This window comes from Kitasatospora sp. NPDC059160, assembly GCF_042755465.1.
Taxonomy (GTDB): domain Bacteria; phylum Actinomycetota; class Actinomycetes; order Streptomycetales; family Streptomycetaceae; genus Kitasatospora.
Window position 1 is genome coordinate 1 of record NZ_JBHZCN010000056.1, and the last position, 21077, is coordinate 21077.

Sequence of the window (21077 nt, forward strand, 5' to 3'; positions counted from 1 at the left end):
CTTGCTGGTGGGCTGGTTGATGTTTATAAGAGACTGGCGGGAGAGCACTACCTTGACACGGTAGGGGTCACTGGTTCAATCCCAGTATCGCGCACAGTAACGGCCGAGGCCGCGATCCGTCAGGGTCGCGGCCTCGGCCTCTTGCGTTCCGGGTTCGAGGAAGAGGGCGGAGAAGAGCCGCGTACGGTCGCCCTCACCGACGTCCGTACGCGGCGTCTCCGCCTGCCGGGGTGCTCTGCGCACCGCTCTCGCCCGTCCGCGTGTCATCGCGGCCCGCGGCCTCCCCGGCGGCACTGCTCCCCGTCCCCAGGGGAACAGTGCCCGTTCTGGTGTTCTCTGTTTCTCCTGACGGCTCCGCGGCCGTGCCGTCCGCCTCAGCGGCCGATCAGATCGGCCAGGGCCTCGGCCTGGTTCGCCATCTGCTCCCACCCGCCGAACAGCATCACCAGTAGCACGGCGCACGGCAGGGCCATGGCCAGCGCGACGGCGGGGTGCCGGGTGGGGCGCTCGGCGGACTGGGGCTGGATGAAGGGCGGTCGACGCCGGCGGGTGGTTCCCGTCTGCTGCGATGCCATGGCCCTGCTCCTGATCCGGTCGAGTTGGCGCGGTGGACGGCTTACCTCGGGGGACGAGCTCCCCGTCCACCGCTGGACACAACGCTATTGGCCGGGGGGCCTTTCGGGCGTCATGCCGTCGTACTGTTCCTCGGGCATCCCGGAGGATGACGCTCAGACTCAAGGCGTACTACCGGAGGGGGAGGAAGGTCGCGCACCGCCCCCGGGGGAACCCTGAGGGGCAACCCCGAGAGGCGATTCGGCACCCCTGTGACCTGCTGCTCAGCTCACGATCGGACAATCGCACGGCGGCTTGAGGTGTTGCGTATCAGCACACCGCAGCGGGCAGTCCGTAAGCTGTGCCGGACAGGAACTGACGATGCCCCAACCGACGGGGCCTCACCCACAGGCTGACGGGGAACGAGACATGGCGATGATGCGGCTGAGGCGTGAGGACCCCCGCATCGTCGGGCCGTACCGCCTGCACCGGCGACTGGGAGCCGGCGGCATGGGCGTGGTCTACCTCGGCTCCGACCGCCGCGGCCAGCGCGTCGCCCTCAAGCTCATCCGGGCCGAACTCGCCGAGGACCAGGAGTTCCGCACCCGCTTCGCCCGCGAGATCGCCGCCGCCTCCAGGATCCGGGGCGGCTGCACCGCCCGGGTCGTCGGCTCCGACATCGAGGCCGACCGCCCCTGGCTGGCCACCGCCTACGTCCCCGGCCCCTCCCTCTACAAGCGGGTCGGCGACGAAGGGCCGCTGAGCTGGCCCGAAGCCGCCCGGATCGGCGCCGCCCTGGCCGACGGGCTGGTCAAGGTGCACGAGGCCGGAGTCGTCCACCGCGACCTCAAGCCCTCGAACATCCTGCTCTCCCCGCGCGGCCCGCGGATCATCGACTTCGGCATCGCCTGGTCGCGCGGCGCCAGCACCCTCACCCACGTCGGCACCGCCGTCGGCTCCCCCGGCTTCCTCGCCCCCGAGCAGGTCCGCGGCGTCGCCGTCACACCGGCCACCGACGTCTTCGCCTTCGGCGCCACCCTCGCGTACGCGCTCACCGGGGACACCCCGTTCGGCTCCGGGGCGTCCTCCGAAGTGATGCTGTACCGGGTCGTCCACGAGGAACCCGACCTGTCCGCCGTCCCCCCGCCGCTCGCCCCGCTCATCGGGGCCTGCCTCGCCAAGGAACCCGCCGAGCGGCCCGGCGCGGCCGCCCTGCACGAGCGGCTCAGCGAGCTGGCGGCCCGCGGCACGGCCGCCGCCGGCGGGCGCGGGGTCAGACGGGGAACCGCGGCCGCCGCACCCGCCGGTGCACCGCAGGCACCCCAGCACCCCCAGCAGGAGAACGGGCGGCCGGGCGTACCGGGCCCCGGGCGCTCACCCGAACCCGCCGCACCGGCCGCGCGGGCCCGGGCCGGTGCGGGCCGGGCCGGCGGGCAGGCGCCCGCCGGCGCCGCGCGGCGCCCGCACGGCGCCCCGCTCCCCCGGCCCGAGGCCACGCCCGTCACCCGCCGACTCCGGGACCGCTCACAGACCCCGCCGCCGGCCCGGCCCCGCCCCCGGGACCGGCAGCACACCCCCGCACCCGGCGGACGGCCCGGCACGGCACGGCAGCGGTTGCTGCGGCAGCGGCTGGTCGTCTTCGTCACCGTGACGATCGGCGTCGCGCTGGCCATCGCGGCGGCGCAGGGCTGCGAGAACCGGAGCAACCAGGGGGCGCGACCGGCGGTCGGGCAGAGCGCGACGGCCGGTACGGGTGGCGGCGGTGGCGGCGGCGGCGAACTGGCCGTGCCCGGGAGTTCCGTGGACGTCGCGCCGCAGGCCTCGGCGACCCCGCTCCCAACCCCGCTCCCGGCCGCCGCGCGCGGCACCGCGGACAGTGCGTTGGCGCCCGCGCAGGGGCCCGGTCCCGTGGTGGACTGGCCCAACCGCAGCTACCCCGACGCGGCGGGCGGGCCGGCCGTCACCTTGAAGGACGGGCGCTCGGTCGGCGGCGGGCCGCAGATCGCGCTGAGCGCCGTCCTGCCCGCCCGGTACAAGGGGCAGCCGGCCACGGTCGTGGTGCTGCGGCGGGTGGAGGGATCGGCGCCGGTCGACCTCGTCCAGCTCTACACCTTCGCCGGGGACTCACCCGTGGCCACCACCTCCCGGACCTCCACCGCCGACCCGCAGGCCACCGCCGCCTGGCGCCTGGACGGCAGCGCCGTCGTCCGTGAGGAACGCGTGGCCGCCACCGGCGCGATCATCTCCACCCGCTACACCGCGCGGGCCGACGGCACCCTCGACGAGTCCTGGCCCGGCGCCGGCGCCTCCGGCGGCACCGGCCTCACCACCCCTCCCCCGGCCGCCGCCCCGGCCCCACCCACCGCCCCGACGGGCTGAGCGAGCGAGCTGGCACAGGAAGTCGGGCTGGCCGACTTCTGGCGCCTCGCCCTGTGCCAGGGGCGTGAGGTGGACGGCACAGCCCAGGCGGCGGGCAGCGGGCGCGTCGGTGTCGAGCACTGGAAGTCGGGTCGGCCGACTTCTGGTGCGGCGGTGGGGCTGCGGGCTCAGGGTGCGCAGCTGACCGGGTGGTCCCGCGGCGAGCGGAGCGGCTTCCGGCACAGCAGCGGCGACATCGGGCCTGGAGAAGACCGCGCAGGAAGTCGGGTCGGCCGACTTCTGGCGCACGGTGGGGCTTGGTGGGCAGCTGCGGGCGAGCGTAAGAAGTCGAGCAGGGCGGCCGTTCGTGCTGCGGTCTGGCGATAAGGGCCCAGTCGCGAGGTAGCCTGCGCGGCTCAGGTGGCGGGCGTCAGAAGTCGGGCCCGCCGACTTCTAGCGCCAGCCGGAGGCGGGGTCGCCGGGCGAACGGCGGAGGTCGGGGCTGCCGATTTTCGGCGCAGGCAACGGGTCTTGAGCAGGTGCAAGAGCTTCCGGGGGCGCAGCAGAAGTCGAACCGGCCGACTTCTGGTGCCGGCCAAGGGTGGCACCAGGTTCGCCGGGTGAGCGGCCTGTGGCGGGGCGACCTCTGGGGTCAGGGGGTGGTGACGGCGTAGAAGGCTACGGCGGCGGCGGCGCCGACGTTGAGGGAGTCGATGCCGTGGGCCATGGGGATGCGGACCGGGTGGTGGGCGGCGGCGATGGCGCGGGGGGTGAGGCCGTCGCCTTCGGCGCCGAGGAGGAGGGCGGTCCTGGGGAGGGTGTGCGGGGCGAGGGTGGCGAGGTCGACGGCGGTGTCGGCGGGGGTGAGGGCGAGGAGGGTGAAGCCGGCGTCGCGGACGGTGTCGAGGGCGGCGGGCCAGGGGTCGAGGCGGGCGTACGGAACCGCGAAGACGGCGCCCATGGAGACCTTGACCGCGCGGCGGTACAGCGGGTCGGCGCAGTCGGGTGAGAGCAGGACGGCGTCCATGCCGAGGGCGGCGGCGCTGCGGAAGATGGCGCCGAGGTTGGTGTGGTCGACCAGGCCTTCGAGCACGGCGACCCGGCGGGCCCCGGTGAGCAGGTCGGCGGCGTCCGGGAGGGGCTTGCGCTCCATCGAGGCGAGGGCGCCGCGGTGGACGTGGTAGCCGGTGACGGCTTCGGCCAGGCCGGGTTCGACGACGTGGACCGGGGCGTCGGCCTCGGCGATGACGTCGGCCATCACGTCGAGCCACTTGGCGGTCAGCAGCATCGACCGCATCCGGTAGCCGGCCGCGAGGGCGCGGCGGATGACCTTCTCCCCCTCCGCGATGAACAGGCCCTCGGCGGGTTCGCGGCGGCGGCGCAGTTCGACGTCGGTCAGGCCGGTGTAGTCGGCGAGGCGCGGGTCGGCCGGGTCGGTGATGGTGCTGGGTTCGGACACCCTGTGATCTTGCCAAGCCGGGACGGGGAAGGCCAAACGGCGGAGGTGACGGGGTGGTCCCAGGCTACTCGGAGTGCAAATATGACGGTATGGCCCGAAATCCGGGCCGATCCTGGGCTCCGTCGGCCTCTGGTGCCACCGGCGACGCCGGCTCCCCCGGTGGGCGCCCACACGGTCGGCTAGAGCTGCCACGCGCGAAGCGGTCGAGACCGGACCGGCACTGGTCGGTGGCCGGACAGGTGTTCGCGCTGCAGATCCTGATCGTGCTGCTGCTGGTCGCGGGGGCAGCGGTGGCGCTGGTGGTGCAGTCGCACAACGACGCCGACCACGAGGCGAGCAACCGGTCGGTGGCGGTCGCCCAGGCCTTCGCCAACTCACCGGGCATGGTGGACGCGCTGCGCTCCCCCGATCCGACCGCGATCCTCCAGCCGAAGGCGCAGTCCGCGCGGATCTCCTCGGGTGTGGACTTCATCGTGGTGCTGAACAACCAGGGCATCCGCTACACCCACCCCAATCCGGCCCGGATCGGCCAGAAGTTCATCGGCACGTACGAGCCGGCGCTGCACGGCCAGGTGGTGACCCAGCACCTCACCGGCACGCTGGGCCCGCTGGTGCAGGCGGTCGTCCCGGTGTACGCGCCGGACGGCTCGGTGGTCGGGCTGGTCTCGGCGGGGGTCACCCTGAGCAACGTGTCCACCGCGAGCGAGCGCCAGCTGCCGCTGGTGCTGGGCGCGGCGGCGGGCGCGATAGGGCTGGCCACGCTGGGGACGGCGCTGATCAGCCGGCGGCTGCGGCGGCAGACGCACGGGCTGGGCCCGGTCGAGATGACCCGGATGTACGAGCACCACGCGGCGGTGCTGCACGCGGTGCGCGAGGGCGTGATGATCGTCGGCGGGGACGGGCGGCTGCTGCTCTGCAACGACGAGGCGCGCCGGCTGCTGGACCTGCCGCCGGACGCCGAGGGCCGCCCGGTGACCGAGCTGGGCCTGGAGCCCGCGCCGCTGGAGCTGCTGACCGCCGACCGGCCGGTGAGCGACGAGGTGGTGCTGGCCGGGGAGCGGCTGCTCGCCGTGAACGTACGGCTGACCGACCGGGACGGCGGCCCGCCCGGCTGCGTCGCCACGCTGCGCGACTCCACCGAGCTGATGGCGCTGACCGGCCGGGCAGAGGGCGCGCAGCGGCGGTTGCGGCTGCTGTACGACGCCGGGCTGACGGTGGGCAGTTCGCTGGACGTGACCCGGACGGCGGAGGAGCTCGCGCAGGTCGCGGTGCCGCGGTTCGCGGACTTCGTCACGGTGGACCTGGCCGAGCAGGTCCTGGCGGGCGAGGAACCCCCGTCGGTCGGCACGCTGGGCCGGATGCACCGCACCGCGCTCGCCGGGATCAGGGACGACGCGCCGTTCCACCCGGTGGGGACGGTACTGGAGGTGGTGCCGGCCACCCCGCTGGCCGGGGCGCTGCACAGCGGCGCGCCCGGGCTGGAGCCGCGGCTGGCCGAGGCGCGGGGCTGGCGGGAGCAGGACCCGGAACGCTCGGCGCGGGTGCTGGCGTACGGGGTGCACTCGCTGGTGCGGGTGCCGCTGCGGGCGCGCGGGGTGCTGCTGGGGGTGGTGCGGTTCTGGCGGGCGGACCGGGCCGAGCCGTTCGAGCCGGAGGACCTGACACTGGCCGAGGAACTGGTGGCGCACGCGGCGGTGTGCATCGACAACGCCCGGCGCTACACCCGGGAGCACGAGATGGCGGTGACCCTCCAGCACAGCCTGCTGCCGCGGAGCCTGCCCGAGCAGAGCGCGCTGGAGGTGGCGCACCGCTACCTGCCGGCCCAGGCCGGGGTGGGCGGGGACTGGTTCGACGTGATCCCGCTGCCGGGCGCCCGGGTGGCGCTGGTGGTCGGCGACGTGGTCGGGCACGGGCTGCACGCGGCGGCGACGATGGGGCGGCTGCGCACGGCGATCCACAACTTCTCGACGCTGGACCTGCCGCCGGACGAGCTGCTGGGCCATCTGGACGAACTGGTGAACCGGATCGACCAGGAGGAGGCGGGCGGCGCCGGAAGCGCCGGGCTGACCGGGGCGACCTGCCTGTACGCGATCTACGACCCGGTGTCCCGGCGCTGCACCCTGGCCGGGGCCGGGCACCCGCCGCCGGCCGTGGTGGACCCCCAGGGCCGGGTGACGTACCCGGAGCTGCCGACCGGGCCGCCGCTGGGGCTGGCGGTGCTGCCGTTCGAGACCGTCGAACTGGAGCTGGCCGAGGGCAGTCGGCTGGTGCTGTACACGGACGGGCTGGTGGAGGACCGCGAGCGGGACATCGACGAGGGCCTGGAGCTGCTGCGGACGACGCTGGGCGGGCCGCCGCGGACGCCCGAGCAGACCTGCGCGGACGTGCTCGGGGCGATGCTGCCGGCGCACCCGCAGGACGACATCGCGCTGCTGGTGGCGGAGACCAGGGTACTGGCGCCGGACCGGGTCGCGCAGTGGGAGGTGCCGGCCGACCCGGCGGCGGTGGGTGCCGTCCGGGCGCAGGTGGCCCGGCGGCTGGCCGACTGGGGGCTGGACGAGGCGGCGTTCGTCACCGAGCTGATCCTGAGCGAGCTGGTGACCAACGCGATCCGGTACGGCTCCGGGCCGATCCGGGTGCGGCTGCTCCGCGACCGCTCGCTGATCTGCGAGGTGTCGGACGGCAGCAGCACCTCGCCGCACCTGCGGTACGCGGCGACCGAGGACGAGGGCGGGCGCGGGCTGTTCCTGGTCGCGCAGTTCGCGGACCGCTGGGGGACGCGCTACACGGCGACCGGGAAGGTCATCTGGACGGAGCAGCCGTTGGAGTAGGAAGTCGGACGGGCCGACTTCCCGCTCCGTGGGCCTGCTACCGCTGGAAGGCGGCGGCCAGGACGTTGACCACGTCGCCGACCACGATGACCGCCGGGGGCTTGACGCCCTCGGCCTCGACCACGGCGGCGACCGTGGCCAGGGTGGCGTCCACCCGGCGCTGGGCGGCGGTGGTGCCCTCCTGGACGATCGCGACCGGGGTGTCGGCCGGGCGGCCGTGCTCGACCAGCGTGGCGGCGATGGCGCCGATCTTGTCCACGGCCATCAGCAGCACCAGGGTGCCGCTCATCCCCGCGACGGCCGTCCAGTTGGTGACCGAGCGCGGGTCGTCCGGGCCGACGTGGCCGGAGACCACGGTGAACTCCTGGGTCAGGCCGCGGTGGGTGACCGGGATGCCGGCCGACTCCGGGACGCTGATCGAGCTGGAGATCCCGGGCACCACGGTGACCGGGATGCCCGCCTCGGCGCAGGCCAGCAGCTCCTCGCCGCCGCGGCCGAAGACGTACGGGTCGCCGCCCTTGAGCCGGACCACGAACTTCCCGGCCTTGGCGTGGTCGATCAGCGCCTGGTTGATCGCCTCCTGGGCCATCTGGCGCCCGTAGGGGATCTTGGCGGCGTCGATCACCTCGACGTGCTCGGGCAGCTCGGCGAGCAGCTCGCGCGGGGCGAGGCGGTCGGCGACCACCACGTCGGCGTCGGCGAGCAGCCGGCGGCCGCGCACGGTGATCAGGTCCGGGTCGCCCGGGCCGCCGCCGACCAGGGCGACGCCGGCGCCGCGGGTGCGGTACGAGCGGGCGGCCAGCGAGCCGTCCCGCAGGCCGCCGACGACGGCGTCGCGCAGGGCGGCGGAGTGGCGCGGGTCGCCGGTGAGCACCGCGACGGTGGCGCCGCCGTCACGGCCGCTGGCCGGGGTCCAGGCGGAGGCGGCGGAGGCGTCGTCGCTGCGGGAGCAGAACACCCGCTCGCGCTCGGCCTCGGCGCTGATCGCCGTGTTGACCGCCGGGTCGTCGGTGGCCACCAGGGCGTACCAGGCCCCGGCCAGGTCGCCGTCCGCGTACGGGCGGGCGTGCCAGGTCAGCTCGCCCGCGTCCGCCATGGCCTGGACGGCCGGGGTGGTGGCGGGGGATATCAGGTGCAGGTCGGCGCCGGAGGCGATCAGAGCGGGCAACCGCCGCTGCGCGACCTGTCCGCCGCCGACCACGACGACGCGACGGCCGGCCAGCAGCAGGCCCACCGGGTAGGGGGTCAGGCCCTCGGTGCTGGGGTGCGGGGTGGGCGCGCTCATCGGCGGTGCTCCTGATCGGGATGAGGGTGTGGGGAAGTACGGAGATACGCCGCTCCGCGGGCCGGCGCGCCCTCGGGCCGGTCCGCGGAGCGGTGAGGTGGTGCGTCAGGCCTTCTCGGTGACCCCGGCGGAGTCGAAGGTGGCTACATCGTGCATCGCGCGGGCCGCACTCTGCACCAGCGGCAGCGCCAGCAGGGCACCGGTGCCCTCGCCGAGCCGCAGGTCCAGGTCGATCAGCGGACGCAGGCCGAGCTTCGCCAGCGCGGCCTGGTGGCCGGGCTCGGCGGAGCGGTGCCCGGCGATGCAGGCGGCCAGCACCTCGGGGGCGATCGCCTTGGCGACCAGCGCGGCCGAACCGGCGATCACGCCGTCCAGCACCACCGGGGTGCGCAGCGAGGCGGCGCCCAGCAGGAAGCCGGCGATGGCCGCGTGCTCCAGGCCGCCGACGGCGGAGAGGACGCCGATCGGGTCGTTCGGGTCGGGCTGGTGGAGGGCCAGCGCGGCGCGGATGACCTCGACCTTGCGGGCGTGGGTCTCGTCGTCGATGCCGGTGCCGCGGCCGGTGACCTCGGCCGGGTCGAGGCCGGTGAACACCGAGATCAGGGCGGCCGAGGCGGTGGTGTTGGCGATGCCCATGTCGCCGGTGACCAGCGCCTTGTTGCCCGCCGCGACCAGGTCGCGGGCGGTCTCGATGCCGACCTCGATGGCCTGGAGGGCCTCCTCGCGGGTCATCGCCGGGCCCTGGGTCATGTCGTCGGTGCCGGGCTTGACCTTGCGCGGCAGCAGGCCGGTGGCCCGGCCCTGCTGGACGGCCTGCGGCAGCTCGGCGGCGACGCCGACGTCCACGACGCAGACCTCGGTGCCGATCTGCTTGGCGAAGGAGTTGATCACCGCTCCCCCGGCCAGGAAGTTGCCGACCATCTGGGCGGTCACCTCCTGCGGCCACGGGGTGACGCCCTGGGCGTGCACGCCGTGGTCGCCCGCGAAGATCGCCACGCAGGCGGGCTCGGGGATCGGCGGCGGGCACTTGCGGGAGAGGCCGGACAGCTGGGCGGAAATGATCTCCAGCATGCCGAGCGAGCCGGCCGGCTTGGTCATCCGCTTCTGGCGGTCCCAGGCCTCGCCGAGCGCCTTGGCGTCCAGCGGGCGGATCCCGCGCAGGGTGTCGGCGAGCAGGTTCTGCGGCTCCTCGCCGGGCAGCGCGCGGTTGCCGTACTGCTCCTCGTGCACCACCCAGGCGAGCGGGCGCTTCTTGGCCCAGCCCTGCTGCTCCAGCTCCGGCTCGTCCGGGAACTCGTCGACGAAGCCGACGCACAGGTAGGCGACGACCTCCAGGTGCTCGGGCAGGCCGAGCTCGCGGACCAGCTCCTCGTCGTCGAAGAAGCTCACCCAGCCGACGCCCAGGCCCTCGGCACGGGCGGCCAGCCAGAGGTTCTCGACGGCCAGCGCGGCCGAGTACGGGGCCATCTGCGGCTGGGTGTGCCGGCCCAGGGTGTGCCGGCCGCCGCGGGTGCGGTCGGCGGTGACCACGATGTTCACCGGGGTGTCGAGGATCGCCTCGATCTTGATCTCCCGGAACTGCTTGGCCCGGCCCTTCGGCAGCGAGTCCGCGTACGCCTCGCGCTGGCGCTCGGCCAGGGCGTGCATCTTCCGACGGGTCTTCGCCGAGCGGATGACCACGAAGTCCCAGGGCTGGGAGTAGCCGACGCTGGGCGCGGTGTGGGCCGCCTCCAGGACGCGGATCAGCACCTCGTGCGGGATCGGGTCGGGGCGGAAGCCGTTGCGGATGTCGCGGCGCTCGCGGATCACCTGGTGGACGGCGTCGCGGCCGGCGTCGTCGTAGCCGGGGGCGGCGGGGCCGCGGGGCTCGGCGGGCTCGGCGGGCTGCTCGTCCTCGGCGGCCGGGGAGTCGGTCGGCTCGACGGCTGCCTCGGGCTGCTGCTCGGCGGGCTGCTCGGCCGACGGCTGGTCGGCCTGCGGCTGCTCGGTGGCGGCCGGGGCCTCGGGCTGCGGCTCCTCGGTGGCCTGGGCCTCCGGCTGCGGCTGCTCGGCGGCGGGGGCCTCCTCCTGGACGGCCTCCGGTCCGGCGGCGACGGGCTCGGCCTGCGGCTGCTCGGCCCCGGGCTGCTCGGCCTGCTCCGGCTGCGGCTGCTCGGCGGCAGGGGCCTCGGCGGGCTGCTCGACGACCTCGGCGGTCTCGGCGGTCCCGGCGGTCTCGGGGACCACGCCGACCGGCTGTTCGGTGACCTCGGTGACCTGCTCGGGGACGGGCTGCTGCGCGGCCTCGGGAGCGACGGCCTCGGCGGGCTGCACGGCCTCGGCGGCGGCCTGCTCGACGGTCGGCTGCTCGGTCTGCTCCGGCTGCCCGGGGACCGGCTCGGCCGGGGTCTCCGCGGTCGGCTCGGCCGGGACGGCCTCCGGCTGCGGCTGCTCGGCCTGCTCCGAGTGCTCCGGCTGCTCGGCGGTCGGCTCGGCACCGACGGCCTCGACAGTGACGGCCTCGGCCTGGACCGGCTCGGTGGCGGGCTCCTGCTCGGCGGCCTCGGCGACGACCTGACCGGAGGGCATCTCCCCCGTACCGGCGGCGGTTTCGGCCACCGGCTCCGCGACGACCGCCTGCGCGGCCTCGGCGGGCTGCCCGGCCTCCTGGACCGCCTCGACGGCCTCGACGGCCGGAGCCTGCTCGACGGCAGGGGCCTGCTCGGCGGCCTGCGGCGCGTCGGCGGCCGCTATGGGGACGGTCTGCTCCTGGACCGCCGCGACGGCCGCCGGGGCCTGCTGGGCCGCCTCGACCTTGGGCAGGCCGTGCGGGGTCGGCGCGGCGAGGAAGGCGGAGATCCGGCGCGGCTGACCGGCCGGGGCGGCGGCCTCGGCCGACTCGACGGGCGCGGCGGACTCGCCGGCACCTTCGACGGCCACGACCTCGACGGCGGCACCTTCGACCGCGGCGGTCTCCACGACGGGGGTCTCCACGGCCGGGGCGTCGACGAGCACCGTCTCGACCGCGGGGCTCTCCACCGCGACCGCCTCGGCGGCCGGCTGAGCGACGGTCTCCGCCGCGACCGGCTCGACCACGACGGCCGGGTCAGGCTGGACGGCCTCGGCGGCCGGCTGGACCGGAACGCCCTCGGCGGGCGGTGCGGCCAGGACGGCGTCCGGGGTCCCGACGACCTCGATCACCTCGATCGCACCGATCGCCTCGACCGCCATCAGGCCCTCGACCGGCGGCGAGGCCAGCGGCACCTGCTGGTAGCCCTGGGCCTGGGCGGCCTGGTGAACCTCCGGCCCGCCCTCGACCGTGGAGGGAGTCGGCGGCACCGGCGCGGCGGGCGCCACCGGGGCGGCCTGCGGCACGGCGCCGGGAGCCTGCGCGACGGGCTCGCCCATCGGCGGCCGGCCGACGACCGGGATGCCGTGCGCGGGCGTGCCGCCCAGCGACGGGCCGCGGTCGGCCAGCGAACGGACCGGCACCTGGCCGGTCATCAGCGAGGGGTCCGGGATCGGCGGGCCGGCGTGCAGCGGGCGCCGCGGCTGCTGAGCCTGCGTCATCGGCTGCTGCGGGTACGGCTGCGCCTGGGCGCCCTGCGCCGGCGGCTGCTGGAACTGCTCGCCGCCGAGCACGGGCGGGTCGACCGGCGGCCAGGAGGGCTCGACCGGGGTGCCGTCCGGCTGCGCGAACGGGGCCTGCTCGGCGCCCCAGGAGCCCTGCGGGCCGGGCATCAGCAGGACGTCGTCCTCGTCGTCCAGCCCGTCCGGCTGGTCGACGAAGTGGAAGGCCGGGCGCTGGGCGCCCTGGTCGACGGCCCAGCCGTCCCCCGGGGCGGCCGGGGCCGGCACGCCGGAGGCGGTGAAGTTCGGCTGGCCCTGCGGCGGGATCACGCCCGCGCCGGGGGGCACCGCGCCCGGCAGGCCGCCGAGCGGCGCCGCCGGGTTGGGGATCACGCCGCTGTCGGTCGCGACGCCCTGCAGAGGTGCAACGCCCGCGACGCCCTCCGGTCCGCCGAGCGGGTCGGGCCCGGCGTGCAGGTGCTCCGGCAGTCCCTCGCCCGGGACGTGGCCGCCATCGGTCATTGTCAAAGCTCCTTCCAGGCCGCTGCCGCGCCCCTTGGCGACGCGATCCACCGACCGCAGCGCCCATCCGCACGGGCCGGGCCTGCACCGACCCGCCCCTCAACCACACGTGGCCGCCGCGCCGTGGCGCTGCGGCCCAAGTCCTTCCGGCGCGCTGCGGCACCCCGGCCCGGGCACCGCCGGTGAAGGCGGTGCACCATCTGAGTCAACGACAACCCGGAGCAACCGGCACGACCGCACCGGACCCTACGGCATTCTCCAGGTCCGGCACGCGGCCCGTCGAATTGCCCACACTCCGAGCGGAACCGGATTGCACCACGTCAAAAAGGTGACAAACCGACCGAATCGGGTGGGTCGTCGGCGGATGGAACCGCCTGGGACGCCACACTACCGGCCCGGCGCGGTGACCTCTCGAATCGGTGTCCGGATGCGACCTGGATCACCGCGCGGTGGGTCCGGCGGCCCCGGCCCGCACCCGAGGCCTTCACACGATCTGCTCACCCCAGAGCAGCAGTGCGCCGCCCGCGCCCGCCCCGAGCGCCAGTGCGCCGCCCTCCTCGCCGGCCCGCAGCGGGGTCGACTGCAGCAGCGCGCCGTCCGCGCGGTAGCCGGCCCCGACGATGGCCCGGTGGACCTCCTCGGCCTCGGCGAAGGTCCGGGCCAGCGCCACGAAGCGCTCCGGTCTGCGGGCCAGCACCGCGCGCACCACGTCCAGGCCGCCGGACTCCACCACCGCCGCGTCGGGCTCCGGGAGTCCGCCCAGCACCTCCGGCCCCTGCCCGTACACCGTCTCCACCTCGACCCCGTAGCGGCGGGCGTTGACGGTGAGCCGGGCGCAGGCCGAGCGGGAGGCCTCGACCGCGACCACGGCGGCACCGAACCGGGCCGCCTCCACCGCGAGGGCGCCGCTGCCCGCGCCGACCGACCAGACCAGGTCGCCGGGACGTGCACCCAGACGGGCCAGCACCAGGGCGCGCACGTGCGCGGGCAGTGCCTCCGACGCGCCCGGCTCGCCCTCCGTGCGCCCGGCGCCCGCGTAGGCGTCGCCGGGGAGCGCCCAGCCGCGTTCCGCGCCGGGGTAGCCCAGCGGGCGCCCCGCCAGCCAGCCGGCCGCCTCGCCGACCGCGCCGGCCTGGGCGCCGCCGCCGATCACCAGCACCACGTTGGGGTCGCGCCAGACGTGGTCGGCGATCCGGTCGGAGGTGAGGACGGTGACGTCCTCCTCCGGGGTGCCGAGGGCCTCGCAGACCACGAAGGTCCGGTGCACCCCGCGCAGCATCAGGGCGAGTTCGCCCGGACCGGCGCCCGGGGTGGTGAGCACGGCGACCTTGGGGTGGGCGCGGCAGATGTTGGCGGCGCGGCGCAGCCGGCCGCCGTGGGCGCTGACCACCTGGGCGTCCTCCCAGGGCATCCCGGCCCGGGCGAAGGCGGTGGCGACGGAGGAGACGGCGGGCAGGACTTCGAGTTCGAGGCCGAACTCGGGGCGGCGCAGGGTGCGCACCACGCCGAAGAAGCCCGGGTCGCCCTCGGCGACCACGACGGCGGCGCCGCGGTGCTCGGCGATCGTGCGGGCGGCCTGCTGGATGTTGCCGAGGGCGATCCGCTCGGCGTCCTCCGGCACCGGGAGGGCGTCCAGTTGGTAGGAGGCTCCGGCGACCAGGGTCGCCGCGGCGAGGGCCGCGCCGGCGGCCTCGGTCAGTGGCGTGCCGTCCCACCCGATGACCGTGATCCGGTCAGCCATCTGCGGCCGTTCTCCCTCGACTCGTTGCGCGACTCCTCGCGCGGCTCGTCGCGCCGGCTGTGCGGCGCCGGTGGAGAGGCTACCGGGTACCGTCCCCCTGAGGTCGACAACTCGCACACATGTCCGCGCCGCGGGGGTGACCAGCGGGGAAGGGCGTGGCGGATCAGTCGCGCAGCACGTAGCGGTGGTCGCCGTGCCAGCCGTCGCGGTGCAGTTCGGGCGACTCCAGGTCCTCCGGGAGGAGGCTCCACAGGATCAGGTCGCTGCGGGTCTCCGCGACGAGCTCCCCGGACTCGCCGCGGACTATCCAGGCGCTGCGCAGCACGCCCTCGCTGATGCCGCCGATCTTCTGGGCGACCTGCTGGGCGGCGGTGTTCCCCGCGGCGGTGCGCAGTTCCAGGCGCAGGAAGTCGCGGTCCTCGAACAGCCACTGGGCGACGCCGAGGACGGCCTCCGGGGCGTAGCCCTCGCCGCGGGCCCAGGCGGCGGTGACGTAGGAGATCTCGGTGCTGCGCAGCCGCCAGTCGGTGTTGCGCAGTTCGACCAGGCCGACCAGGCGCTGGGTGAGGTGCTCGGTGACGGCGAAGACGATGCCGCGGCCGTGGGCGCGGTGGGCGGGGGCGAGGGTGCGGGCGAGCTCGGTCGCGTACTCCTCGGTGAAGGGGTGCGGGAGGTCGGTCCAGGCGAGTACGAGGTCGTCGGCCATCATGGTGGCCAGCCCCGGGGCGTCGTCCTCCGCAAGGGGCCGCAGCAGCAGCCGTTCGGTGCTGATGGCGGTCTCGGGGAAGCTCGCTGCCATGCCGTCTCTCCTCGCCGGGTCGTGAACACAACACCGTACGCCTCCGTCGCGCCCCGGTTGCCATGCGGTGCGCCGCGCGCACGACGGTACGTCAGAACCCGGTCTGCCGTGGTGTCCCTGGTGCATACTGCCCGACCGGGCCCCCGCCGAGGTGCGGCGGGGGCCCGGTCGGGCGTCACAAGGTATGACCGTACGACGATCAGATCGTTCAGAAGGCCGGGATGACCGAACCCTGGAACGTGTCGTTGATGTACTTCTTGACCTCGTCGGAGTGCAGCAGCTCGGCCAGCTTCTTCACCCGCGGGTCGTTCTCCTTGCCCTTCTTGACGGCGATGATGTTGGCGTACGGGTTGCCCTCGGCCTTCTCCAGCACCAGCGCGTCGGTGGCCGGCTTGAGGCCCGAGTCGAGCGCGTAGTTGCCGTTGATCACGGCGGCGTCGAGGTCGGCGATGGAGCGGGGCAGCTGGGCCGCCTCCAGCTCCTTCCACTTGAAGTTCTTCGGGTTGGCCGTCACGTCCGCCGGGGTGGCGGCGGTGCCGGCGCCGTCCTTGAGGGTGATCAGCTTGTTGTCGGCGAGCAGCTTGAGCGCGCGGCCCTCGTTGGTGGCGTCGTTGGGCAGGCCGATGGTGGCGCCGGACGGCAGGTCGCCGATCGACTTGACCTTCTTGGAGTAGACGCCGAGCGGCTCCAGGTGGACCGGCTCGACCGGGACGATGTCCGTGCCGTTCTTCTTGTTGAAGTCGTCCAGGTACGGGACGTGCTGGAAGTAGTTGACGTCGGCCGAACCGTCCTGCACCGCCGTGTTGGGGGTCACGTAGTCGGTGACCTCCTTGATGTCGAGCTTGAGGCCCGCCTTGGCCGCGAGGTTGTCCTGGACGAACTTGAGGATCTGCGCGTGCGGGGTCGGGCTGGCCACGACCTTGAGCGGCGCGTTCGGGTCCGAGGAGGAGGAGCCCGAGCTGCCGCAGGCGGCCAGGGACAGGGCGAGGCCGGCGGTGGCGAGGACACTGGAGAACTTCAGAACGTTGCGCACGAAAAGTGCCTTTCTGCGTGGTGCGGGGAGCCGCGTCCGGAGGTCGGACGAGGGAGGTCTAGGAGGCGACGAGGTCCTCGTCGGGGGTGGTGGCCCGCGGGCGGAGCAGGCGGGTGCGTCCGCCGCCGCGGCCCCGGTCGCCGAGCCGGCGCACGGCGTAGTCGCCGACCAGCTGGATCACCGTGACGATGATCGCGATCTCGGCCACGATGATCCACATGAAGGTGGTCTCGAAGCGCAGGTAGCCGTAGCGGTAGGCGAGGTCGCCGAGGCCGCCGCCGCCGACCGTGCCGGCCATCGCGGAGTAGCCGATCAGGGCGATCACCGTGGTGGTGACGGAGGCCACGATGCCGGGCAGCGCCTCGGGCACGAGCGTCTTGCGCACCAGCGTCCAGGTGCTGCCGCCCATCGCCTGCACCGCCTCGATCAGGCCGCGGTCGACCTCCCGGACGTTGGTCTCCACCAGTCGGGCGAAGAACGGGATGGCGCCGACCGTCAGCGGCACGGTCGCCGCCTGCCAGCCGAGGGAGTTGCCGGTCAGCCAGCGGGTGAAGGAGATCAGCGCGATCATCAGGATGATGAACGGCAGCGACCGGGCCAGGTTCACCACGGCGCCGAGCACCTTGTTCACCGGCTGGTTCTGCAGCGCCCCGCCCTTGGAGGTGAGCACCAGCAGCACCCCGAGCGGCAGGCCGAGCACGACCGTGCAGAGGGTCGCGACACCGACCATCTGGAAGGTCTCCTGGGTGGCCGGCCACATCAGGTCCTGCATCTGGTCCCAGCTCAGGCCGCTCATGCCACCGCTCCGTTCGCCCTGCCGTTGCCGTCCGAATCGATCAGGGCCACTTGCAGGCCCTGCTCGCGCAGGTAGCCGATCGGCACCACGTTGTCCTGGTGGCCGCCGGGCAGCTCGACCCGCATCCGGCCGACCATCCGGCCCGCGATCGTCTCCACGGCGGCGCCGAGGATGTTGATGTCGATCTGGTAGGTGCGGGCCAGCTGGGAGACGAAGGGCTGCGCCGGGGCGTCGCCCTGGAAGGTGATCTCCAGCACGGTCGTACCGGGGTGGCCGGTGCCGAACTCGCTCAGCGGGAACAGCTCGCGGGCCAGCTCGGAGCCGGGCTCCGCCAGCAGGTCGGTCAGCTCGCCGGACTCCACCACCCGGCCGCCGCGCATCAGGGCGGCGGAGTCGCAGACGGACTTGATGACGTCCATCTCGTGGGTGATCAGCAGGACCGTCAGGCCCAGCTGCTGGTTGAGGTCGCGCAGCAGCTTGAGGATCGAGCGGGTGGTCTCCGGGTCGAGGGCCGAGGTGGCCTCGTCGGAGAGCAGCACCTTGGGGTCGCCGGCCAGGGCGCGGGCGATGCCCACCCGCTGCTTCTGGCCGCCGGAGAGCTGGTTGGGGTAGCTGCGGGCCTTGTCGCCGAGGCCGACCAGGTCGAGCAGCTCGGCGGCCTTGCGGCGGCGCTGGGTGCGGTCCAGGCCGATGATCTCCAGCGGCAGCTCGACGTTCTGCTGCACCGTACGGGAGGAGAGCAGGTTGAAGTGCTGGAAGACCATGCCGATCCGGCGGCGCGCCTCGCGCAGGTCCTTGCCGGCCCGGTTCTCCCCGCCGGACAGCGCCGTCAGGTCGACCCCGTCCACGGTGACCGTGCCGGAGGTCGGGCGCTCCAGCATGTTCACGCAGCGGATGAGGGTGGACTTGCCGGCACCGCTGGTGCCGACGACTCCGTAGACCTCGCCCGGGCGGACGTGCAGGTCGACGCCGGCGAGGGCGGTCACCTCGCGGCCTCGGGAACGGTAGACCTTCGTCAGGTCCGTGGTGGTGATCACAGGTGCTTCCGTGGGTCGGGGGCGGGCGGCGGTGTCCACCGGCCGACCGGGTCGCGGTCGGCGGTGTCCTGCGACGCCCCGCCAGGGGGATCCGGACCTGCCACCCCTTGATCGTGGCCGTAGAACGACCGGGCCGCGCGACGGCGTGGCCCTAACGAGTCATCGACGGCCGCGGGTGGGCGGGCACGCCGGAAGGGAGGGTTCCGGGAGGAGGGCGCGCTCGCACGGGCGGGAGCGACGCCGGATTCTCGCTTCGGGGCGCGAGGGGGAGGCACCCTCGACGGGGTGCCCGGGGGCGGTGGCCCTCAGCAGTGACACATTCGACGGCACATGGCACGCTCACCTGCCGGCAGCGTGCCGGTGGGGGTCCAGTTCGTCGTCGCAGTCATGTGAGCCAGTAAAACAGATGAGTCGTACAGCGCCCAATTGTTCGACAGGGCTGTCCGCATTGCGGACACGACCCGTGCGGAGCTGGGGGGATACGACTCGACGCCGCCACCGGGGCGTCCGGATGGTGGCGGCGTCGAGGTTGCCGGGGCGGGCGGAGCTCAGGCGGTCGCGGCCAGCGGGGTCGCGGCGGACTTCTCCAGGTGGACGAAGCTCAGCCGGCTGGTCACCCGCTCGACGGCGGTCTGCCGGTAGCCCTGGCGGGCGTAGAGCCGCAGGTTGCCGAGGCTCCGGTGCCCGGTGAACAGCCGGTAGGCCGTCACCGGGTGGGGCGCCTCGGCCATCCGGCGCTCCAGCGCGTCCAGCAGCCGGCCGCCCAGGCCGTGCCGCTGCATCCGGGGGTGGACCACCAGACGCCCTATCCGGCCGATGCCCTCGGCGTCGACGTGGCCGCGGACGGCGCCCACCACCTCGTCGCCCAGCCGGGCGACCAGGACGTGCTGCTCGGTCAGTTCGGCTCGCAGACTCTCCAGGCTCTGGGTCAGGGGCTCGATCGCCCAGTCGCCGTACAGCTCCGCCTCGGGCTGGTAGCCCAGGTACTGGAGCTTGAGGATCTGCTCCGCGTCCTCGGCCGCAGCGGCCGAGATGATCACGCTCATGCCCATGTGGAGGGGCCTCCCCAGTCGTCGTGCCCGGCGCGCAGAGGGTGGCGCGCTCACGCTCAGTATCCGAGCGTATGCGCCACCGTCAAGAGTGACGTTCGCCAGCGTGCTACCCGGGTGTCAGGTTCCCTCAACCTTCGGCGGGGCAGACGTGGCCAGGGTCACGCCGCGCTGGGGGGTGGAGCGAGCGACCGGTGACGGGCGGTGAGCGGCGGGAGCGGATGTGGGGCGCCCGGGTGAGGCGGGCCCCCGGTCAGGGGTAGCGCTCGGCGTGCAGCAGGAGGCGCAGACAGGCCAGGCAGCGGGACCGGGTGGGGCCGATCGAGCCGCGCGGCATGCCGAGGCGCTCGGAGAGCTCCCGGTAGGTGGGCGGCGGATCCTCGGCGAGGGCGGCGATCAGCTCCGGGCAGCGGCCGGGCAGGGCGGCGACGGTCTCGCGGACCACGCGGCGGCGCTGCTCGGCGAGGTAGACGTCCTCGGCCGAGGGGACGGGAGAAAGGGGGGTGCACACACCGTGCATGACGGGCCCGGGCGGGGCCGGTTACGCCCGGACCGGGGCGCGCACGCGGGAGGGGCGCGACGGTCGGACCGCCGCGCCCCTCCCGCGCTGCTCCAGGGGTCAGCCCTGGGGCTGGGCCCACTCCTGCTGCCGCGCCAGGTCCGCCTTCACCTCGGCGAGCTGGACCGCGACGGCCGAGGGGGCGGTGCCGCCGCGCCCGTCGCGGGCGGCGATGGCGCCGTGCACGCTGAGCACCGTGCGGACCTCGGGGGTCAGGTGCTCGGAGATCGCGGCGAACTGCTCGTCGGTCAGGTCGGACAGTTCGATGCCCTGGGCCTCGCAGGCCTTGACACAGGCTCCGGCCACCTCGTGCGCGACCCGGAACGGCACGCCCTGCTTGACCAGCCACTCGGCGATGTCGGTGGCGAGCGAGAAACCGGCCGGGGCCAGCTCCTCCAGCCGCTCCCGGTGCACCGTCAGGGTGGCCATCATCCCGGTGAACGCGGGCAGCAGCACCTCCAGGGTGTCGCAGGAGTCGAAGACCGGCTCCTTGTCCTCCTGGAGGTCCCGGTTGTAGGCGAGCGGCAGCGCCTTGAGGGTGGCGAGCAGGCCGGTGAGGTTGCCGATCAGGCGGCCGGACTTGCCGCGGGCGAGCTCGGCGATGTCCGGGTTCTTCTTCTGCGGCATGATCGAGGAGCCGGTGGAGAAGGCGTCGTGCAGGGTGATGAAGCCGAACTCCTTGGTGTTCCAGATGATCACCTCCTCCGCGATCCGGGAGAGGTTGATCCCGATCATCGCGGTGACGAAGGCGAACTCGGCGACGAAGTCGCGCGAGGCGGTGCCGTCGATGGAGTTGCCGACCGAGCCGCCCTCGAAGCCGAGGTCGGCGGCGACGGCCTGCGGGTCGAGGCCGAGCGAGGAGCCGGCCAGCGCGCCGGAGCCGTACGGGGAGACGGCGGTGCGGGCGTCCCACTGGCGCAGCCGCTCGGCGTCCCGGCCGAGGGCCTGCACGTGCGCGAGGACGTGGTGGGCGAAGAGCACCGGCTGGGCGTGCTGGAGGTGGGTGCGGCCGGGCATCGCGGTGTCCGGGTGCGCCTCGGCCAGGCCGACCAGGGCGCCCTGGAGGTCGAGCAGCAGGCCGCCGATGGTCCTGGCGTGGTCGCGCAGGTACATCCGGAACAGGGTGGCGATCTGGTCGTTACGCGAGCGCCCGGCCCGCAGCTTGCCGCCGAGGTCGGCGCCGAGGCGCTCCAGCAGCCCCCGCTCCAGGGCGGTGTGGACGTCCTCGTCGGCGACGGTGCCGACGAAGGTCCCGGCCTCGACGTCGGCGAGCAGCCGGTCGAGGCCGGCCAGCATGCCGGCCAGCTCCTCGTCGGAGAGCAGGCCCGCCTTGTGCAGCACCCGGGCATGGGCCTTGGAGCCGGCGATGTCGTAGGGGGCGAGCCGCCAGTCGAAGTGGACCGAGGCGGAGAGCCTGGCCAGCGCCTCGGACGGGCCGTCGGCGAAGCGCGCGCCCCAGAGGCGGACGTCGGAGGACTGCTGGGCGGTCATCGCGGTGGCTCCTTCA

The 21077-nt window shown here is 74.5% G+C and carries 13 protein-coding genes and 1 pseudogene; 2 read left to right on the forward strand and 12 right to left on the reverse strand.

All coding sequences use genetic code 11. The features are described 5' to 3' along the window. Nucleotides 1–374: 374 nt before the first annotated feature. Nucleotides 375–575 carry a hypothetical protein gene (locus ACFXOZ_RS23575; protein WP_360230161.1) on the reverse strand — a complete coding sequence of 67 codons (201 nt, stop codon included), beginning with the start codon at nucleotides 573–575 and terminating at the stop codon, nucleotides 375–377. Between the two features lie 406 nt (nucleotides 576–981). Here ACFXOZ_RS23575 and ACFXOZ_RS23580 point away from each other — a divergent pair. Then, nucleotides 982–2316 (forward strand): annotated as a pseudogene (locus tag ACFXOZ_RS23580) (serine/threonine-protein kinase); the annotation flags it as partial. A 1246-nt stretch (nucleotides 2317–3562) separates the two neighbouring features. On the opposite strand, the gene ACFXOZ_RS23585 reads toward ACFXOZ_RS23580, so the two are convergent. Continuing rightward, nucleotides 3563–4369, reverse strand: coding sequence for a TrmH family RNA methyltransferase (locus tag ACFXOZ_RS23585; RefSeq protein WP_375890939.1), 807 nt, complete (start codon nucleotides 4367–4369; stop codon nucleotides 3563–3565). Between the two features lie 89 nt (nucleotides 4370–4458). Here ACFXOZ_RS23585 and ACFXOZ_RS23590 point away from each other — a divergent pair, with 89 nt between their 5' ends. Then, a complete protein-coding gene (locus tag ACFXOZ_RS23590; protein WP_375890937.1) occupies nucleotides 4459–7200 on the forward strand; it encodes a SpoIIE family protein phosphatase in 2742 nt (913 codons plus the stop codon). 37 nt (nucleotides 7201–7237) lie between these two features. Here ACFXOZ_RS23590 and cobA read toward each other — a convergent pair whose 3' ends face one another. The 10 genes from cobA to argH form a co-directional block, all read right to left on the reverse strand. Then, on the reverse strand, nucleotides 7238–8485 hold the full coding sequence (cobA, locus tag ACFXOZ_RS23595; RefSeq protein ID WP_375890936.1) for a uroporphyrinogen-III C-methyltransferase: 1248 nt from the start codon (nucleotides 8483–8485) through the stop codon (nucleotides 7238–7240). Between the two features lie 105 nt (nucleotides 8486–8590). Then, complete coding sequence (gene cobT, locus ACFXOZ_RS23600) at nucleotides 8591–12556, reverse strand: nicotinate-nucleotide--dimethylbenzimidazole phosphoribosyltransferase (protein WP_380592470.1); 3966 nt, start codon at nucleotides 12554–12556, stop codon at nucleotides 8591–8593. A 484-nt stretch (nucleotides 12557–13040) separates the two neighbouring features. Beyond that, on the reverse strand, nucleotides 13041–14297 hold the full coding sequence (cbiE, locus tag ACFXOZ_RS23605) for a precorrin-6y C5,15-methyltransferase (decarboxylating) subunit CbiE (RefSeq protein ID WP_380592472.1): 1257 nt from the start codon (nucleotides 14295–14297) through the stop codon (nucleotides 13041–13043). A gap of 163 nt (nucleotides 14298–14460) precedes the next feature. Further along, nucleotides 14461–15096 (reverse strand): GNAT family N-acetyltransferase, encoded by a 636-nt coding sequence (locus ACFXOZ_RS23610; protein WP_375890931.1) that lies wholly within the window; start codon nucleotides 15094–15096, stop codon nucleotides 14461–14463. A gap of 208 nt (nucleotides 15097–15304) precedes the next feature. Further along, a complete protein-coding gene (locus tag ACFXOZ_RS23615; RefSeq protein WP_375890929.1) occupies nucleotides 15305–16129 on the reverse strand; it encodes a MetQ/NlpA family ABC transporter substrate-binding protein in 825 nt (274 codons plus the stop codon). Between the two features lie 58 nt (nucleotides 16130–16187). Continuing rightward, complete coding sequence (locus ACFXOZ_RS23620; RefSeq protein WP_380529872.1) at nucleotides 16188–16916, reverse strand: methionine ABC transporter permease; 729 nt, start codon at nucleotides 16914–16916, stop codon at nucleotides 16188–16190. Between the two features lie 5 nt (nucleotides 16917–16921). After that, complete coding sequence (locus ACFXOZ_RS23625; RefSeq protein WP_380529863.1) at nucleotides 16922–17962, reverse strand: methionine ABC transporter ATP-binding protein; 1041 nt, start codon at nucleotides 17960–17962, stop codon at nucleotides 16922–16924. Between the two features lie 548 nt (nucleotides 17963–18510). Further along, nucleotides 18511–19014, reverse strand: coding sequence for a GNAT family N-acetyltransferase (locus tag ACFXOZ_RS23630; protein ID WP_380592474.1), 504 nt, complete (start codon nucleotides 19012–19014; stop codon nucleotides 18511–18513). A 250-nt stretch (nucleotides 19015–19264) separates the two neighbouring features. Next, nucleotides 19265–19522 carry a hypothetical protein gene (locus ACFXOZ_RS23635; protein ID WP_375890924.1) on the reverse strand — a complete coding sequence of 86 codons (258 nt, stop codon included), beginning with the start codon at nucleotides 19520–19522 and terminating at the stop codon, nucleotides 19265–19267. A gap of 108 nt (nucleotides 19523–19630) precedes the next feature. After that, nucleotides 19631–21061 (reverse strand): argininosuccinate lyase, encoded by a 1431-nt coding sequence (gene argH, locus ACFXOZ_RS23640; protein ID WP_375890922.1) that lies wholly within the window; start codon nucleotides 21059–21061, stop codon nucleotides 19631–19633. Nucleotides 21062–21077 lie beyond the last annotated feature (16 nt).